The sequence below is a fragment of the Shinella yambaruensis genome (genome assembly GCF_050859155.1).
Lineage (GTDB): Bacteria > Pseudomonadota > Alphaproteobacteria > Rhizobiales > Rhizobiaceae > Shinella > Shinella yambaruensis.
This window is the reverse complement of the sequence record NZ_CP150638.1, coordinates 128784-145852: the sequence shown is the minus strand read 5'-3', so window position 1 is coordinate 145852 and position 17069 is coordinate 128784. Positions and strand designations below refer to the sequence as shown.

15 protein-coding genes, 1 tRNA gene and 1 riboswitch are annotated in these 17069 nt (G+C 64.8%); of the genes, 4 read left to right on the top strand and 12 right to left on the bottom strand.

Features of this window, described 5'->3' with window-relative positions; translation table 11 throughout:
• The first annotated feature begins 61 nt into the window (after window positions 1-61).
• Window positions 62-844, top strand: a complete 783-nt coding sequence (locus WMC41_RS00765) for an IclR family transcriptional regulator (protein WP_432346692.1) — start codon at window positions 62-64, stop codon at window positions 842-844.
• A 210-nt stretch (window positions 845-1054) separates the two neighbouring features.
• On the opposite strand, the gene WMC41_RS00760 is transcribed toward WMC41_RS00765, so the two are convergent.
• From WMC41_RS00760 to WMC41_RS00725, 8 genes are all read right to left on the bottom strand, one after another.
• A tRNA-Gly gene (locus WMC41_RS00760) sits at window positions 1055-1128 on the bottom strand.
• Between the two features lie 205 nt (window positions 1129-1333).
• Window positions 1334-2365 carry a LacI family DNA-binding transcriptional regulator gene (locus WMC41_RS00755; protein ID WP_244767344.1) on the bottom strand — a complete coding sequence of 344 codons (1032 nt, stop codon included), beginning with the start codon at window positions 2363-2365 and terminating at the stop codon, window positions 1334-1336.
• Between the two features lie 14 nt (window positions 2366-2379).
• Window positions 2380-4080 (bottom strand): amylo-alpha-1,6-glucosidase, encoded by a 1701-nt coding sequence (locus WMC41_RS00750; protein ID WP_432346690.1) that lies wholly within the window; start codon window positions 4078-4080, stop codon window positions 2380-2382.
• Window positions 4081-4082: 2 nt separating this feature from the next.
• A complete protein-coding gene (locus WMC41_RS00745; protein ID WP_432346688.1) occupies window positions 4083-4895 on the bottom strand; it encodes a carbohydrate ABC transporter permease in 813 nt (270 codons plus the stop codon).
• Entirely contained in the window at window positions 4888-5832 is a 945-nt protein-coding gene (locus WMC41_RS00740) for a carbohydrate ABC transporter permease (RefSeq protein ID WP_432346686.1), read from the bottom strand. Before WMC41_RS00740 ends, WMC41_RS00745 begins: the two co-directional genes overlap by 8 nt.
• Before the next feature lie 90 nt (window positions 5833-5922).
• Window positions 5923-7155 carry an ABC transporter substrate-binding protein gene (locus WMC41_RS00735; RefSeq protein WP_432346684.1) on the bottom strand — a complete coding sequence of 411 codons (1233 nt, stop codon included), beginning with the start codon at window positions 7153-7155 and terminating at the stop codon, window positions 5923-5925.
• A 22-nt stretch (window positions 7156-7177) separates the two neighbouring features.
• The gene (locus WMC41_RS00730; protein WP_432346682.1) at window positions 7178-8320 is read right to left on the bottom strand and encodes an ABC transporter ATP-binding protein; all 1143 of its coding nucleotides are present in this window, start codon (window positions 8318-8320) and stop codon (window positions 7178-7180) included.
• A 186-nt stretch (window positions 8321-8506) separates the two neighbouring features.
• Window positions 8507-9616 carry a 2'-deoxycytidine 5'-triphosphate deaminase gene (locus WMC41_RS00725; RefSeq protein WP_432346680.1) on the bottom strand — a complete coding sequence of 370 codons (1110 nt, stop codon included), beginning with the start codon at window positions 9614-9616 and terminating at the stop codon, window positions 8507-8509.
• 162 nt (window positions 9617-9778) lie between these two features.
• Window positions 9779-9857, top strand: a riboswitch (SAM riboswitch).
• A gap of 43 nt (window positions 9858-9900) precedes the next feature.
• On the opposite strand from WMC41_RS00725, the gene WMC41_RS00720 reads away from it, so the two are divergent.
• Window positions 9901-11085: an O-succinylhomoserine sulfhydrylase gene (locus WMC41_RS00720; protein WP_432346678.1), complete on the top strand. Its 1185-nt coding sequence runs from the start codon at window positions 9901-9903 to the stop codon at window positions 11083-11085.
• A gap of 126 nt (window positions 11086-11211) precedes the next feature.
• Complete coding sequence (apaG, locus tag WMC41_RS00715) at window positions 11212-11604, top strand: Co2+/Mg2+ efflux protein ApaG (protein ID WP_244767336.1); 393 nt, start codon at window positions 11212-11214, stop codon at window positions 11602-11604.
• Window positions 11605-11788: 184 nt separating this feature from the next.
• Here the strand turns inward: apaG and WMC41_RS00710 are convergent, their stop codons facing one another.
• The 3 genes from WMC41_RS00710 to WMC41_RS00700 all read right to left on the bottom strand — a co-directional run bounded on the left by WMC41_RS00710 (window position 11789) and on the right by WMC41_RS00700 (window position 15271).
• Window positions 11789-12781 carry an Hsp33 family molecular chaperone gene (locus WMC41_RS00710; protein ID WP_432348409.1) on the bottom strand — a complete coding sequence of 331 codons (993 nt, stop codon included), beginning with the start codon at window positions 12779-12781 and terminating at the stop codon, window positions 11789-11791.
• 360 nt (window positions 12782-13141) lie between these two features.
• Complete coding sequence (gene argF, locus WMC41_RS00705; RefSeq protein WP_432346676.1) at window positions 13142-14053, bottom strand: ornithine carbamoyltransferase; 912 nt, start codon at window positions 14051-14053, stop codon at window positions 13142-13144.
• A 27-nt stretch (window positions 14054-14080) separates the two neighbouring features.
• Entirely contained in the window at window positions 14081-15271 is a 1191-nt protein-coding gene (locus tag WMC41_RS00700) for an aspartate aminotransferase family protein (protein WP_244767334.1), read from the bottom strand.
• Window positions 15272-15694: 423 nt separating this feature from the next.
• On the opposite strand from WMC41_RS00700, the gene WMC41_RS00695 reads away from it, so the two are divergent.
• The gene (locus WMC41_RS00695; protein ID WP_432346673.1) at window positions 15695-16225 is read left to right on the top strand and encodes a GcrA family cell cycle regulator; all 531 of its coding nucleotides are present in this window, start codon (window positions 15695-15697) and stop codon (window positions 16223-16225) included.
• A 146-nt stretch (window positions 16226-16371) separates the two neighbouring features.
• Here WMC41_RS00695 and phoB read toward each other — a convergent pair whose 3' ends face one another.
• A complete protein-coding gene (phoB, locus tag WMC41_RS00690) occupies window positions 16372-17055 on the bottom strand; it encodes a phosphate regulon transcriptional regulator PhoB (protein WP_244767332.1) in 684 nt (227 codons plus the stop codon).
• Between the last annotated feature and the right edge of the window lie 14 nt (window positions 17056-17069).

Genomic DNA, 17069 nt, shown 5'->3' with positions numbered 1-17069 from the left:
CACGGAGAGCCGCAGCCTGCGGCTGCTAGACTGGCGCAGCTATCGCGCCGAAAGGAACGACTTGCCCCAAAGCTCCTCTTCCGGCACTGCCGACGGGACACCAGCGGGAAAACGATCGGGAACCATTCAGTCCATCTCCATCGCTGCGCGCTTTCTCAATGCGCTCGCCAGCGCCGCCGGCCCCCTTTCGCTGAGCCTGCTTGCCCGAGAGACCGGCACCGGATTGTCGACTGCCCACCGCTACATGCAAAGCCTCATCAAGGAAGGACTTGCCGCGCAGGATCCGGCGACCGGACTTTATGATCTCGGTTCGACGGCGCTCAACATGGGCGTCAGCGCCCTGAAGCGGATCGAGCCGGTCGAGATCGCCGCGCGCCATATGAAGGAGCTGGCGCGCAAGCACGCGGTCAGCGGCGGGGTCGCGATCTGGACCGATCGCGGCCCGGTGCTGGTCCGCTGGTATCGCAGCGCGGATTTTTCGATCAGCTCGCTCGGGCTGGGCGATGTCCTTCCCATCGACAACACCGCCTGCGGGCTGATGTTTCAGGCGTTCCTTCCTCAGGAAATGATCAGGAAGGCCCGGCACCTGCAGCCTTCGCATTTCAGGGGCGCGGCGGCGAAAAAGGAACAGCTGGCCGCCATCCGCGCCGCCAATTGGGCCGAACTGACCAGCCACCTGCTTTCCGGCGTGACGGGGCAGGCAGCACCGGTCTTCGACGCGCAGAACGAGCTCGTATGCGTCGTGACGACCGTCACGGACCTCGGCCAGATGCGCGCGCCGGAAGACCGCGACGCTCTCCTGCACGCCGCACAAGCCGCCAACAAGGAGACGAACGGCGGATAGCGGCGCGGGCTCGGATCGACCGTGTCCCCCAAGCGCCAGGCTTGGTGGGCGCGCGTCTGAACAGACCACCGGGCTTTGCCAAGGCTCGCTCCGGCGATGGCGGCACAGCGTCTGCCAGCAACCGCCTTCAGGAGAAGGCACCGGAATGGGAAAACGGCATAGCCGTTGGATTCCAGCTGCAAATCCCAGTGAAACTCAGCGAGCAGGAACTGGAGCGGGTAGCGGGAATCGAACCCGCGCGTTCAGCTTGGGAAGCTGACAGGCTACCATTACATCATACCCGCAAGGCAGCGCGACGGCGCAGTCATTCAACAGTTCGCCGGGCGTGTCAAGCGAAGGCGCGGAGAAGCGCCGTCAATCCGTCCGATTTCCTTCTGGACGGCGATGCACCCTGGGCCGCCCCGTCCCGGGTGTGGCCGGCCGCGATTCCGCCATGGCAGGACAGGGCGCTATGACCGCCCTCGGCATCACGAAGGGCGATCCTATTCTTCAGTCCTTTGCCAGCCGATCGTCCGAGCGTTCGATCAGCTTGGGCATGATGAGGGTCTGCAGCGCCTCAGGCGCTTCGCCCTCCATGCGGCGCAGGATGTAGCTGCCGAGCAACTCGCTCGGCTCGTGGATGGGCAGGAAATAGGTGGTGATCGGCGGGGCGAAGTACTGGCTGACATTGAGGTCGTCGGTCGCGTTGATGACCGCATCTCGCCCGTGCACGAGGCCGCGGGCATGGAAGCCCGAGAAGGCGCCGAGCGCCGAGGCTTCGTTGGCGCAGATATAGGCGGTCGGCGGGTCCGGCAGGTCCGACATGAGGAGTACGTTCTCGCGGCCGAAGGCCGGGGTCAGGTGGCCATGCGCGACGAGGGCGGGGTCGAAGGCAAGCCCGGCCGTTTCGAGGGCGCGGCGGTAGGCGTCGAGGCGCGTGATGGCGTAGCTGAGCTGGGCCATCGGATTGATGAGCGCGATGCGGCGGTGGCCGCGCTCGGCAAGGCGCGCCACCGAATGGCGGATCATCTGCTCGTTGTCGGCATCGACATAGGCATGGGGCGCATTGTGGATCGTCGTGCCATAGGTGACGAAGGGAAAATCCGCATCCTGCATGATGCGCACGCGCGGATCGTCCGCCCGCGTGCCCGAGACGATGATGCCATCGGCCTTTTTCAGCGAGACGATCTGCCGGATGGTCGCAAGGCTTTCCTCGAAATTGCGCACGGCATAGAGCGAGACGCGGTAGGGGCTTTCCTCCAGCGCCCAGGAGATGCCGCTGAGAAGCTGGGCGTATTCCACGCCCTCCCACTCGTTCTGCTTGGGGCCGGGCGCGGTCATGATGGCGGCGACCTGGTAGGTCTTTCCGGTGCGCAGCTGCACGCCATGCATGTTGAGCTGGTAGCCGACGCGCTCGGCGGCGGCGACGACGATGGCGCGGGTTTCCGGGCGCACCTGCGGGCTGTCGTTCAGCGCCTTCGATACGGTGGCGATCGAAAGCCCGGTTTCCTGCGCGATGGTCTTGATCGTCGGTCTGTGCATCGCGTCTCGGCTCGCTACGGCTGGTCCTGGCTGAGGGAGGCGGCGAGGAGCATATAGGCGGCGGATGTCCAGGCGAAAGCCCGGTCCCGCAAGCCCCTCCCCGACCGGGCATCGAAGTTCTCGGCCATACCGTTTTTGGCGGCAAGAGAACAGAACTTTTCCGCGATCGTCCTGGCAAGCTCCATTTCCCCCTGCCGGCGAAGGCCATCCCAGAGGAGCAGCGTCGTCGGCGCCCAGATCGGCCCGCGCCAATAGCCGTCATCCTCGTAGAACGGGCTTTGCGGGCTTTCCGTCGCAGGACCCCATTCGGTGATGAAGCCGCCGTCCGTTAGCCGGGCAACGAGTTTTTGCACCATGTCGCGTGGCAGGCGGTCACCCAGAAGGAGCGGCATGAACTGGATGAGGTTCCGGTCGGGCAATATGCGCGCCGGGTCGTTGGCAAGCCGGGCACAAAACGTTTCGCCCGTCCACAGGAGTTCGACCAGCAGGTTTTGCAGGTCCTCCGCCTTTGCCCGCCATTCGGCGGCACGGACAGGATCGTCCTCCAGAAGGGTGGCGAGCGTGTCGCAGGCGAGGATCAGGAAGGTCGGAAGGTCGGGCGAGACGACGGGACCGCCCTCGGCGAAGAAGGTGGCGTTGTCCCAGCCGCTGTCGTTGCCGTGGAAATAGCCCGGCAGTGTTTTATCATCGGCGCGGGCGTGGGTGAGCCAGTAGTCGACCTGCCTGCCGATTTTTTCGCAGAGATAGGTCTTGCGGTCGGGCGTCAGGAATCCGGGATGATCGGCCTCGATCAGCGAGACGGCCCAGCCGTGCACCGGCGGCTTGGTGAAGGCGAAGAGCACGTCGTGGTCGTTGATATAGTCCGGCAAGAGGCCGGAGGCGTCCTGGTGATCGAAGATGACGGCGAGCTGGTCGAAGGCGAGGTCCGCATCGACACAGGCGACGCCGAGGGCGGAAAAGGCATTGTCCCAGCTCCAGATGTTGATCATGTGGTTCTTGGACATGTAGATCGCCGGGCGTGTCAGCGCGCCGCCGGCCGGAACGCCATTCGCCCAGAGCAGGTAGCTGGCAAGGCGCTGGGCCTCCTCCTGCCCGGCAAGGGCCTTTGGCATGCGCGCGTGCCAGGCGGAAAAATCCGCCGATACGCCCGCCAGCGCATCGGCGTAGTGGCCCGGATGCACCGCGGACGGTACCGTGCGGAAAAAATCGACGCTGGCCTCGAAGGCCTTGCCGGAAAAGGCGAAGCTGACCTTTTCCGAATGGTCCCGCTGCCATGCACCCGTGACGTCGAGCGTGCCGGCAACGGTGCGCGGGATGAACTTGACGTTTTCGACGGCTGCGACGAGGCACTGTTCGCCCTGCGGCGTGCGATAGACGTAGTCGTAGCGCGAGCCTTCCAGGTGGAAGCGCACACCGGCCTCCCGGCCGCGCAGATGGAGGCACTCGCCCTCGCCGATGGCGAAGGCGATTTCGCCCTTGCCGATGCGGGCGATGAGCTGTTCCGGCGCAAGCTCGAAGGCGGGCGTCGCCCGGTTGCCGGCTTCGTCGAGAAATTCCACGCGGCAGAGCCGGCCGAGCGAGGGACGCTCGTCGCCGCCGGCGACGAAGCGGAGATAGAGGGCGCGTATCCCCTCCCCGCCCGGCACCGTCATCATCGACAGGGTGAGGAAGCGGCCCCGCCTGCTGAACGGGATATGGTCGATGTCGAACAGCATCGTCATCCCTTGACCGAGGAGCCGACGGCACCGTCCATGATGTAGCGCTGCGCCAGGAAGAACAGCGCCAGCGGCGGCAGGCAGAGCACGACGGTGATCGCGGCGATCGACGTCACGTCCACCTCATGCAGGCCCTTGAACATGGAGAGGCCGAGGGTAAGCGTGTACATGGACTGGTCGTTGAGGAAGATCAGCGGGCCGAGATAGTCGTTCCAGGCATTCATGAAATGGAAGGTGCCGACCAGCACCAGCGCCGGCATCATCAGCGGCAGGTGGATGCGCCAGTAGATGTCGAAGGCGTTCGCCCCGTCCATGCGCGCGGCCTCGTCGATCTCGACCGGCACCGTCATGATGTACTGGCGCAACAGGAAGACGAAGAAGGCATCGGCGAAATAGGCGGGCACGATGAGCGGCTTCAGCGTGTTGATCCAGCCGAGCAGGTTGAACTCCATATAGAGCGGAATCATCTTCACGTCCCACGGGATCATCATGGTGGCGAGCAGCAGGATGAACAGCGGATCGCGGCCGGGGAAGCGGAACCGGGCGAAGCCGTAGGCGACGAGAGACGAGGAGATGAGCTGGCCGATGGTCGAGAAGACCACGACGATCAGCGAATTTGTCAGGTAGGTGCCGAAGGGCTGCTTGTTCCAGGCGATGGCGAAGTTTTCGAAGTGCCATTCGGAGGGCCAGAAGACCGGCGGGAACCGGTAGAGGTCGGCCTGGCTTTTGATGGCCGTCATGAAGGTCCAGTAGAAGGGCGCGATGAAGAGCGCCGAGAGCAGGACAAGGGCGGAATAGAGCAGCGTCTTACGCATTGCGGTCGCCTCCCTTCACCTCGCCCTCGTAATAGACCCAGGCGGAGGACCAGCGCATGACGAGCAGGCTCAGCACCAGCACGATGAGGAACATCACCCAGGAGCCGGCGGCGGCATAGCCCATGTCGAAATACTTGAAGGCGTTGTCGTAGATGTACATGGCGAAGAAATAGGTGGAGCCGAGCGGGCCGCCCTTGGTCATCAGGAGAGCGATCGTCAGTTGCTGGAAGGCGGCGATGATCGAGGTGATGAAGGTGAAGAGCAGCATGGGGCCGAGCATCGGCAGGGTGATGAACAGCATCTGCGCCCAGCCCGGCACGCCGGAGACGGTCGCCGCCTCGTAGAGTTCCTTCGGGATGGCCTTGAGGCCCGTCAGCAGGATCAGCATGGTTCCGCCGAAGCCCCAGAGGCTGGCGATGATGATGGCGACGATGGCAAGGCCGGGATCGCCGAGCCAGTTCGGCCCGTCCACGCCGACGAGCGACAGCATGAAGTTCAGGAGACCGTATTCGCGGCTGTAGATCCAGCTCCAGATCGTCACCAGCGCGACGCCGGAAATGACGCTCGGCAGATAGAAGGCCGTGCGGAAGAAGCCGCTGGCAAAGGTCGCGTGATGCAGCATCAGCGCGATGAGGAAGGACATGACGATGTTGAAGGGCACGTAGATCGCGGCGAATTTCACCGTGATCCAGAGGCTTTCCCAGAACTGCGGATCGTCGAGCAGCATCGTGCGGTAATTGTCGAAACCGACGAAGGTGCGCTCGCCGACGACCGGCCAGTCATGAAAGCTCATGGTGAGCGAGAAGAGCAGCGGGCCGAGGGTGAAGAACAGGAAACCCAGGATCCACGGGGAGATGAAGAGATAGGCCGTCAGGTGGCGCGAAAAGGCGGATCGCCGTTTCTGCACGACCGTGGGCGCGGTGGCTGCGATGGTCACGTTTCACTCCCCCAAGACTTCGCCTGGAACGAAAAGGGTGGCTTGCCCCCTCCTCCCCGGCGGGGAGAAGGGGGACAGCGGCAAGGCCGCCTATTTCAGGAAGCGTTGCGAGCGCTTCACGGCATCGTCGAGATGCGCCTTGGCATTGCCCTGGTCGATCATCGTCGCCTCGATGGCGCGGGCGAGATTGTCCTGCACCTTGCCCCAGTTCCGGTTCTTCAGGAATGCATGGGTCTCGATATCGGAGGTCGCGAGGATGTCGAAGAACGGCTTGTAGACCGGGTCGCTGGTCATGCCCTTCTCCTCCGCAACGCTGGTGCGGACCGGAAGGTCGTTGGTGCGCATGGCGACCGCCTCCGGCGAGGAGAAGAACTTGACGAATTCCCAGGCAAGGTCCGGCTGCTTGGCATCCTTGGCGATCGACATGGCCGAAACGCCGAGCGCCGAATGGGCCGGCTTGTCGCCGAACTTCGGCAGCGGCGCGACGCCGTAGCCAAAGCCCGCGGCATCGATGCCCGCCTTCGACCACATAGCGCTCTGGAATATGGCGATCTTGCCGCCCTTGAAGAGCGTATCGCCGGACGTGTCATCGCCGAGATGCAGCGTGGCGGCCTCTTCCTTCCTGGCCATGTCGCCGAACATGTCGAGGACCTCCGCGGCCGCATCGCTGTTCATGTAGCCGTCGATCGTCTTGCCGTCGTCGGAGATGTATTTCGTGCCGTTCGACCAGAGGAATTGCTCGAAATCATAGGGGTCCGGCTTGGCATCGACCGCAAAGCCGTAGACCTTGTTGTCCTTGTCGCGGAATTTCGCGGCCTTGGCGCGCAGGTCGTCCCAGGTCCAGCCCTCCTTCGGCTCCTCGACACCCGCGGCCTTGAACATGTCCTTGTTGTAGAACACGACCTGGGTGGTGAAGCCCGACGGCATGCCGTAGGTCTTGCCCTCGACGCGCGTCGTGTTCATCAGGCCTTGCGGAATGTCGTCCGGCTTGATCTCGGCGGCGTCCCTGGCGATCAGGTCGTCGAGCGGCATCAGCGACGTGTAGTATTGCGGGAAGTTCCACATATACATGACGTCGGGCGGGCTGCCCGCGCCGAAGGCGGCGACGAGCTTCTGGTCGTAGCCGTCGGCATAGGGCTCGACCTGCACCTTCACGCCCGGATGCTTCTCCTCGAATTGCTTCGCGATCGCCTGCTGGATGGCGAGGCTCTCGTCGGAATCCCAGGTGGCGAAGCGCAGCACCTCTTCGGCGCGCGCCGAGACGCTGCCCGCCAGCAGGAAGGCGGCCAGCGAGCCGGCGATGACTGTCGTGTTCTTCCTCATTCCCATTTCCTCCTTTGACGGGTCAGGCGACCCGCTTGCCCTTCTCGTTGACGATGAGCGCCTCGGTCTCCGCATCGAGGCGGCGGCGCACCGCCCGGCCTTCCGCGTCGAACAGGTAGCAATGCGGCGCGGGCAGCCTCAGATGGACCGTCTCGCCATTCGCGACCGGATGCGTGCCGCGCACCACCGCCGTCATGTCGCGGCCATCCTCGAGGCTGAGATGGACATGGCTTTCCGTACCGAGCCGTTCGACGAGGCGGACGATGCCTGTCAGTTCCCCTTCGCCGGGCGGGACGATCTCGATCCTGTCCGGCCGGACGCCGAGGGTAACCTTGCCGTCAATCCTCGGCGCGGCTTCCGCCTCGAAGACGACCGGCCGTTTCAGGCCACCGCCCGCCAGCGTGATGTGCACGCCTTCCTGCGCCGCGACCTCCGCCTCCACGAAATTCATGCGCGGCGAACCGATGAAACCGGCGACGAAGAGGTTGGCGGGCTGATAGAACAGCTCCAGCGGTGTGCCGAACTGGCTGACCTTGCCCTTGTCGAGCACGACCACGCAGTCGGAGAGCGTCATCGCCTCGACCTGGTCGTGGGTCACGTAGATCATGGTCGCGCCGAGGCGGGCGTGCAGGGCGGCAAGCTCGACGCGCATGGTGACGCGCAGGCCCGCGTCGAGGTTCGACAGCGGCTCGTCGAGCAGGAAAAGTTTCGGCTCGCGCACGATGGCGCGGCCGATGGCGACGCGCTGGCGCTGGCCGCCCGAGAGCTGGCGCGGCTTGCGGGCAAGCAATTCCTTGATGCGCAGGATGTCCGCGGCGCTTTCGACACGGCGGTCGATCTCGTCACGCTTCATGCCGTTCAGCGCCAGGCCGAAGGAGAGGTTCTTGCGCACGTTCATGTGCGGGTAGAGCGCATAGTTCTGGAAGACCATGGCGATGTCGCGCCTGGCGGAAGGCACATGGGTGATATCGCGGTCGCCGAGGCGGATGGCGCCGCCGTCCAGTTCCTCCAGGCCGGCGATGGAGCGCAGCAGCGTGCTCTTGCCGCAGCCGGAGGGGCCGAGGAAGCAGACGAATTCACCATCGGCGATATCGAGGTCGATGCCCTTCAGCACCTCCAGAGCGCCAAAACCCTTGCGGAGATTCTCGATGCGGATCGATGCCAACGACGTCCTCCCTGTCGGCGAAACGTCCGGGCTCCCAGCCCTTGTTAAACGTTTATATCATAATAAAAACGTTTAACTTCATTTGTAAAGCGGAAAATGAAACGAACGAAACTCCCCGCCGGAGCCTATCGCCACGACAGGGAACCGGCCGCGATGCAGCCGGCGCACGCCCTTGCGGGAGCAGCGTCATCCGGCGCGGAAATGTTTCGACAGCTTCAGGCCCTGTGCCTGATAGTTGGAGCCAAGGCCGGAGCCGTAGAGCCCCTCGGGTGCGTCGAGCATGTGCTCGTAGACGAGGCGGCCGACGATCTGGCCGTGCTCGAGGATGAAGGGCACCTCGTGGCTGCGCACCTCCAGGACGGCGCGGCTGCCGGAGCCGCCGGCCGGGGCATGGCCGAAGCCGGGATCGAAGAAGCCGGCATAGTGCACGCGGAACTCGCCGACGAGCGGATCGAAGGGCGTCATCTCGGCGGCATAGAGCGGCGGGACGTGCACGGCCTCGCGGGAGACGAGGATATAGAACTCGTCGGGATCGAGGATCAGTTCGTTGCGGCCGCGGCTGAACAGCGGCTCCCAGAAATCGAAGATGTCGTGCTGGTTCTTGCGGTCGACATCGACGACGGAGGTGTGGTGCTTGCCGCGATAGCCGATCAGCCCGTCCGGGCCGGTGCCCTTGAGGTCGATGGAAAGCGCGATGCCGCCGCCGGAGACGTTCGGCGTCTCGCTGGCGACGAGCGTATCCGTGCCGTGGAGGGCGAGCAGTTCGCCTTCGCCGAGCAGGGCATTGCCCTTGCGGAAACGGATTTGCGACAGGCGCGAGCCGCGGCGCACGACGATCGGGAAGGTGCGCGGCGAGATTTCGAGATAGAGCGGGCCGGAATAGCCGGCGGGGATCTTGTCGAATTCCTGCGCACGATCGGTGATGACGCGGGTGAAGATATCCAGGCGGCCGGTGGAGCTCTTCGGGTTGGCCGACGCCGCCAGCTCCGCCGGCAGGTCCAGGCTCTCCATCAGCGGCACGATGTAGACGCAGCCCGTCTCCAGCACCGCGCCCTGCGTGAGGTCGATGACATGCAGCTGCAGGCGGTCGAGCTTGTCGGCAACGAGGTGGGACGGCCCCGGCAGGAAGCTTGCCCGCACACGGAAGGCTTTCGCACCGAGCCGCAGGTCGAGGCTGGCCGGCTGGATCTGGTCGTCATCCAGCACCGTTTCGCTCGCCAGCCTGCCGCTGTCGAACAGGCCGCGAATGGCGTTGTCCGCCAGAATGCCCGTGCTGCGTGTCGCAGAACCACCCATCGTCATACCGTCCCGTCAGAGCAGCGGGCCGGATGGTCCGGCCGTCTGCTTTTCGTATCGCTTCTTCCGAAAACCGATGCCCACGTTTCGGAACAATACCCGGAAGGCCCGCACAAAACCAAAAGCCGCCAATTGACGCAAGCGCGGGGGCGCAGTATTAGCAGATTATCCCGTGGTGATTTGGCCGGCCGGCTTGCAGCCACGTAAAACAAGTAGCTAAAAAGGCCGGGTTCGAAACCGGCCTGCTTTTGCGGCCGGTTTTTTTGTTTGAAGGCGACGATCACATGAGCAAGTCCTGGCGCCCCGCCACCCAACTCGTTCACGGCGGAACCACCCGCTCCCAGCACGGCGAAACCGCAGAGGCAATCTTCCTGACGCAAGGCTTCGTCTACGACACCTCGGCGGCGGCCGAAGCCCGCTTCAAGGGCGAGACGGACGGTTTTATTTACGCCCGATACGGCAGCCCGACCAACGACATGTTCGAAAAGCGCATGTGCATGCTGGAAGGCGCCGAGGATGCGCGTGCCACCGCATCCGGCATGGCCGCCGTCTCCGCCGCGATCCTCTGCCAGCTCAAGGCCGGCGACCATATCGTCGCTGCCCGCGCGCTCTTCGGCTCCTGCCGCTGGGTGGTCGAGACGCTCGCGCCGAAATACGGCATCGAATGCACGCTGATCGACGGCCGCGACCTCTCCAACTGGGAAAAGGCGATCCGGAAGAACACCAAGGTCTTCTTCCTCGAAAGCCCGACAAACCCGACGCTGGAAGTGATCGACATCGCCGGCGTCGCACGGCTCGCCAACCAGATCGGCGCCAAGGTCGTCGTCGACAACGTCTTCGCGACGCCGCTCTTCCAGAAGCCGCTGGAGCTCGGCGCGCATGTCGTCGTCTATTCGGCGACGAAGCATATCGACGGCCAGGGCCGCTGCCTCGGCGGCGTGGTGCTGTCGGACAAGGCGTGGATCGACGAGAACCTGCACGACTATTTCCGCCACACGGGCCCGGCCATGTCGCCGTTCAACGCCTGGACGCTGCTGAAGGGCATCGAGACGCTGCCGCTGCGCGTCAAGCAGCAGACGGAGAATGCCAGCCGCATCGCGGACTTCCTCGCCGACCGGACGGAGGTCGCCCGCGTGATCTATCCGGGTCGCAAGGACCATCCGCAGGCCGATATCATCTCCAAGCAGATGTCGGGCGGCTCGACGCTCGTCTGCTTCGAGCTGAAGGGCGGCAAGGACGCGGCTTTTGCGCTGCAGGACGCGCTTGAGGTGGTGAAGATCTCCAACAATCTCGGCGATGCCAAGAGCCTCATCACCCATCCGGCAACGACGACGCACAAGAACCTGACGGACGAGGCACGCGCCGAGCTCGGCATTTCGGCCGGCACCGTGCGCTTTTCGGCCGGCATAGAGGACAGCGAAGACCTCATCGAGGATTTTGCCCGCGCGCTCTCCAGGATCAGGGCCTGAGCCCTTCGCCCCATCGCTGGACAAATGCGGAAGCACCGGCCGAGGAGGCCGGTGCTTTCTTTGCTTATCCTTGACGAAACCACATTCGTGTAGAATAGCAGAAGCTAATCAGTTCAAGGCTTGCCCATGTATCGTGCGCTGACCCGCGACATCGAAGTGACCGTAGAGCCGTACTATCTGGCCGACCAGTCCGATCCCGACGACAGCCGCTATGTGTGGGGATACCGGGTGGTCATCGCGAACCATTCCGACGTCGCCGTGCGGCTGATGACACGCTACTGGCACATTACCGACCAGAACGGCCAGGTCGACGAGGTGAACGGCCATGGCGTGATCGGCGAGCAGCCGGTGCTGCGCCCCGGCGACACCTACGAATATTCCTCCGGCTGCCCGCTCGAAACGCCCTCGGGCATCATGTTCGGCCGCTATCGCATGGAAGCGGAAAACGGTGAGGCGTTCGATGTGGCGATACCGGCCTTTTCGCTGGATACGCCGGGGCAGGCGCGCACGCTGAACTAGGCGCGGAGAAGATCGCCCCTCATCCGGCCTGCCGGCCACCTTCTCCCCGCAGGCGGGGAGAAGGGACCAAGCCGCCTTGTTTTCCTGAAATCAAGACCGTGAATAAAGGATGAAACTTCGCATCCTTCCCTTCTCCCCGCTTGCGGGGAGAAGGTGGCGGCAGCCGGATGAGGGGCGAGCGTCCCTACTGCGGCAGGACTTCCGCCGCCTCGAAGCGGTAGGTCGTCGAGCAGAACTCGCAGGTGACCGCGATCTCGCCCTTGTCGTCCGCCGTGTGCGCGATCTCCTCCGCGCTGAGACCGGAAAGAACGCCCTTCAGCTTCTCGCGCGAACAGGAGCAGCGGTCGAAGACCTGCTGCGGCTGGTAGACGCGCACGCCCCGCTCGTGGAAGAGGCGGAACAGGAGCCGTTCGGTGCCGACATTGGGATCCGTCAGCTCGTCGGCATCGATCGTCTCGACCATGGCTTTGGCTTCGGCCCAGTTGTCATCATCGGCGATCTTGTGGCCGGCTTCCTCGCCGTCGCCGCCCGGAAGGTCCGCCTGGCGCATGCGCTCCGGCGCCTGCGGCAGGAACTGCGCGACCATGCCGCCCGCACGCCAGCGATGGCGCGCCTTGCCGGCGGCATCGCGGTCGTAGAGCTCGGCGACGCCGAGGCGCACCTTGGTCGGGATCTGCTCCGACTGGCGGAAATAGACGCCGGCGATCTCTTCCAGCGTATGGCCGTCGAGCGGCACGATGCCCTGGTAGCGCTGGGTATGGGCGCCCTGGTCGATGGTGAAGGCGAGGATGCCCTTGCCCAGAAGCTCGTGCGGCTCCGTCGCGCCGACCGAAATCGCGGCGTCGAGCGCGGCCTGGTCGAAGCGAGCATAGGCGCGCACGTTCTCCGGCGCGGCGAAATCGGCCACCAGCAGGTCGACGGGGCCGTCGCCCTTGGTCTGGACGATCAGCTTGCCCTCGAACTTCAGCGAGGTGCCGAGCAGCACGGTCAGCGTGATCGCCTCGGCGAGCAGCCGGGCAACGGGCGCGGGATAGTCGTGCCGGCCGAGAATGCCGTCGAGCATCGGGCCGAGCTGCACGGCGCGGCCGCGCACGTCGAGACCCTCCACCTGGAACGGCAGGACATGATCATCGCCGGCAAAGCCGGGTTCACCGAGTTTCAGGGCATTTTCCGCCATCATCATCATTCTGCTCCTTGCACGCTTCGGCGCCGCCGAGGCCATGGGCCCGGCCTGCTTCCGACAGGCGTTCTACCGTGATACCGCGCTCGCTCCTACCCGATCATTCCATACCGGACGGGCATGCGCCAGAGAAAGCGCCTTGCGGCGCCCGGACTGCTGATAACGTCCGCAAACCTCTCCTCCGTCACGGTCGGGTCTGACCCGACCATCCACGGCCGCGGGTGCCGTGTGGATCCCCGGGTCAAGCCCGAGGATGACGACAGAGAGTGGGCGATGCTTATCAGCAAACCAGGCGCCTCGCGGCGCTCCGTGATGGCCCCTAGATCGTGTTGCCGGGGGCGCTTTTCAAGGTCGGCGTCAGACGGCCCCGAAGCACCAGGCGAGGATCGACTTCTGCGCGTGGAGACGGTTCTCCGCCTCGTCGAAGACCACGGATTGCGGGCCGTCGATCACCTCGTCGGTCACTTCCTCGCCGCGGTGGGCGGGCAGGCAGTGCATGAAGAGCGCATCCTTGTTAGCGCGCGCCATCAGCTGCTTGTTGACCTGGTAGGGCTGGAAGATGTTGTGGCCGCGGGCGCGGTGCTCCTGGTTCATCGAGACCCAGCAGTCCGTGACGATGAGATCGACACCATCGACGATCGCCTCCGGATCATGCCCGAGCAAGATGTCGCCGCCGTTGTCGCGCGCCCAATTCAGGATCTTGTCGTCGGGCTCCGAGCCCATCGGCACGGCCATCTTCATCTTGTAGCCGAAGCGGGCGGACCCCTCGACGAAGGAATGCAGCACATTGTTGCCGTCGCCCGTCCAGGCGAAGGTCTTGCCCCTGGTGGAGCCGCGATGCTCCTCGAAGGTCATGATGTCGGCCATGATCTGGCAGGGATGCGTCAGGTCGGTCAGGGCGTTGATGACGGGCACGGTGGCGTGCTCGGCAAGCTCCAGCAGGCGGGCATGGTCCGTCGTGCGGATCATGATGGCATCGACATAGCGCGAGAGGACCTTGGCCGTGTCGCCGATCGTCTCGGCGCGGCCGAGCTGCATTTCCGTGCCCGACAGGAACAGCGTCTCGCCGCCGAGCTGGCGCATGCCGACGTCGAAGGAGACGCGCGTGCGGGTGGAAGGCTTCTCGAAGATCATCGCGAGCATCTTGCCGGCGAGCGGCTTGGCTTCGGTGCCGGCCTTGCTGGCGGCCTTGCGCGTGTGCGCATCGTCCATGATGACGCGGAGATCGCTTTCCGAAACGGCGGAAAGGTCGAGAAAATGCTTGGCCATGATATGTCCTGTCTGTCCGTTCGCTGCTTACGCGGCCTTGGCGGCCGTCAGCTTTTCCGCCGCCCGCTCGATGCGGGCAAGCCCCTCGCGCGCCTCTTCGGCGGTCACGGTCAATGGCGGCAGCAGCCGCAGTACGTTGTCGCCCGCCGGCACGGCCAGCAGGTTTTCCGCCCGCACGCCCTTCAGCAGGTCGGCGACCGGGATCTTCGCCTTGATGCCGAGCATCAGGCCCTCGCCGCGAATGTCCTCGATGACGTCGGGGAAACGGTCCTTCAGCGCGGCCAGCCCCTGGCGGAAGACGAGCGCGACGTCGCGCACATGCTCGAGGAAACCGTCTTCCAGCACCACGTCGAGCACGGCATTGCCGACGGCCATGGCGAGCGGGTTGCCGCCATAGGTGGAGCCGTGCGTGCCGGCGACCATGCCGGCCGCCGCCTCGTTCGTGGCAAGGCACGCGCCGAGCGGGAAGCCGCCGCCGATGCCCTTGGCGATCGCCATGATGTCGGGCGTGACCCCTGCCCATTCATGGGCGAAGAGGCGCCCCGTGCGGCCGACACCGGTCTGCACCTCATCCAGGATGAGCAGCAGGCCGTATTCGTCGCAGAGCTGGCGCAGCTCCTGCATGAACTCCTTCGACACCGGGCGCAGCCCGCCCTCGCCCTGCACCGGCTCGATCAGGATGCCCGCCGTTTCCTCGGTGATCGCATCCTTGACGGCCGCGATATCGCCGAAGGGAACCTTGAGGAAGCCCGGCGCCTTGGGGCCGAAGCCCTCGATATACTTCTCCTGACCGCCGGCGGCGATCGTCGCGATCGTGCGGCCGTGGAAGGCGCCTTCGAAGGTGATGATGTGGTACTTGCCGGCATGACCCTTGGCGAAATGGTAGCGCCGCGCCGTCTTGATCGCACATTCCAGCGCCTCGGCGCCCGAATTGGTGAAGAACACCTTGTCGGCGAAGGTTGCCTCCGTCAGCCGGCGGCCAAGGCTTTCCTGGCCCGGAACCTCGTAGAGGTTCGACAGGTGCCAGACCTTGTCGGCCTGGTCCTTCAGCGCGGCGACGAGATGGGGATGTGCATGGCCCAGCGAATTGACGGCGACGCCGGCGGCAAAATCGAGATATCGCTCGCCATCCTCGGTGATCAGCCACACGCCCTCCCCGCGCGTGAACCTGAGCGGCGCACGCATATAGGTTTCATAGAGCGGCGCGACATCGGCCATGCACGGATCCTCCGAAAAGAGATGCGGAAAAACAGGAATGCGGCTTGACTTTTCCGGGCTTCAGAAAAACCAAAAGCCGCCTTTCGGCGGCATGCCGCACTATCGGCATTTCCCATTGGGATGTCAACAAAATCGCGCCCGAAATGGCGCTGAACATCCCGCAAGGTGAGGATTCGCGGCACGCACGGAAGGTGTCTCTATCGAGTCACACCCGACCAGCAAGTTGGGGAAAACTCCGAAATCGATTCGCCCGGATTCCGGCGACTCTTGTCACAGAGTCCACCGGTCTCTAGGTTGAAGACCAATTACTAGACTGCATGCGGCGGAACTAGTCACCAAAAGAGTTAGGGCGTTCAGGTTCCGGACCCGTCCGGAACACGACGAGGGATTCCCGCATCCTGGGCGCCGAGCGGAGACGAAAACATGAACTGGACAGACGAGCGCGTCGAGAAACTCAAGAAACTCTGGAGCGAGGGCTTGAGCGCGAGCCAGATCGCGGCGCAGCTCGGCGGCGTCAGCCGCAACGCAGTCATCGGCAAGGTGCACCGGCTGAACCTGCCCGGCCGCGCCAAGGCCGGCGGCACGCAGGCCGCGGCACGCCCGAAGCGCCCGGCCCCGGCGACGCCGCGCCCGTCGAATTTCACGGCCCGTCCGGTCACCACCCGTGCCGTCGCCCGGCCGGCCGGCAACACCATCCCCAAGGAAGAGATCGATTTCGAGACGCAGGCCGAGCAGCTCCCGGTTCCGGCCAACGGCAACAACGTGGTCGTGCCGATGTCGCGCCGGCTGGAGCTGACCCAGCTCACCGAACGCACCTGCAAATGGCCGATCGGCGACCCGCTCAACGACGACTTCCACTTCTGCGGCAACGAGTCCCCGGACAACTCGCCCTACTGCACCTACCACCAGCGCCTCGCCTACCAGCCCTCGGCCGAGCGCCGGCGGATGCGGTAACGTTTCCCACGGCAGGACATGCGATGCGGGCCCGAAAGGGTCCGTTTTCGTTTGCGGCGCAGGATAGCCCCTCATCCGCCGGCCCCGCACAAACGCAAACAGGCCCCTGAGGGCCCATTTCCGTCCTTGGGAGGAATCCCGTTCGCTCAGGCCTCCAGTGAATAGCCCGCGCCGCGCACGGTGCGGATGACGTCCTGCATGTTGGCGAAGTTGAGCGCCTTGCGCAGGCGCCCCACATGCACGTCGACGGTGCGTTCGTCGACATAGATGTCGTGGCCCCAGACGCCATCGAGAAGCTGCGAGCGCGAGAAGACGCGGCCGGGCGAGGTCATCAGGAATTCCAGGAGACGGAACTCCGTCGGGCCGAGGCGGACCTCGCGGGTGCGGCGGTGGACGCGGTGTGTCTCGCGGTCGAGCTCGATGTCGCCGCAACGCAGCACCGTCGAGACAACCTCGGGCTTGGCCCGGCGCAGCATCGCCCGCACGCGGGCGACGAGTTCCGGCGTCGAGAAGGGCTTGACCACATAGTCGTCCGCGCCGGTGGCAAGGCCGCGCACGCGCTCGCTCTCCTCGCCGCGCGCCGTCAGCATGATGATCGGCAGGCGCTCGGTTTCCGGACGCTGGCGCAGGCGCCGGCACAGTTCGATGCCGGAGACGCCGGGCAGCATCCAGTCGAGGATGAGGAGGTCCGGCATGCGCTCCTGCAAGCGCATCTCGGCCTCGTCACCGGAGAGGATCGTATCGACCTCGAAACCTTCCGCTTCCAGATTGTAACGCAGGAGGACGCTGAGAGCCTCCTCGTCTTCCACGACGGCAATTCTGGGCACCATGAAGCGAATCCTGC

Coding starts and splice junctions, on each gene's coding strand:
- phoB (WP_244767332.1), bottom strand. CDS start 17,055: ATGGTGCCCAGAATTGCCGTCGTGGAAGACGAGGAGGCTCTCAGCGTC.
- WMC41_RS00725 (WP_432346680.1), bottom strand. CDS start 9,616: ATGGGTGGTTCTGCGACACGCAGCACGGGCATTCTGGCGGACAACGCC.
- WMC41_RS00695 (WP_432346673.1), top strand. CDS start 15,695: ATGAACTGGACAGACGAGCGCGTCGAGAAACTCAAGAAACTCTGGAGC.
- WMC41_RS00735 (WP_432346684.1), bottom strand. CDS start 7,155: ATGAGGAAGAACACGACAGTCATCGCCGGCTCGCTGGCCGCCTTCCTG.
- WMC41_RS00700 (WP_244767334.1), bottom strand. CDS start 15,271: ATGGCCGATGTCGCGCCGCTCTATGAAACCTATATGCGTGCGCCGCTC.
- apaG (WP_244767336.1), top strand. CDS start 11,212: ATGTATCGTGCGCTGACCCGCGACATCGAAGTGACCGTAGAGCCGTAC.
- WMC41_RS00745 (WP_432346688.1), bottom strand. CDS start 4,895: ATGCGTAAGACGCTGCTCTATTCCGCCCTTGTCCTGCTCTCGGCGCTC.
- WMC41_RS00750 (WP_432346690.1), bottom strand. CDS start 4,080: ATGCTGTTCGACATCGACCATATCCCGTTCAGCAGGCGGGGCCGCTTC.
- WMC41_RS00755 (WP_244767344.1), bottom strand. CDS start 2,365: ATGCACAGACCGACGATCAAGACCATCGCGCAGGAAACCGGGCTTTCG.
- WMC41_RS00720 (WP_432346678.1), top strand. CDS start 9,901: ATGAGCAAGTCCTGGCGCCCCGCCACCCAACTCGTTCACGGCGGAACC.
- WMC41_RS00710 (WP_432348409.1), bottom strand. CDS start 12,781: ATGGCGGAAAATGCCCTGAAACTCGGTGAACCCGGCTTTGCCGGCGAT.
- argF (WP_432346676.1), bottom strand. CDS start 14,053: ATGGCCAAGCATTTTCTCGACCTTTCCGCCGTTTCGGAAAGCGATCTC.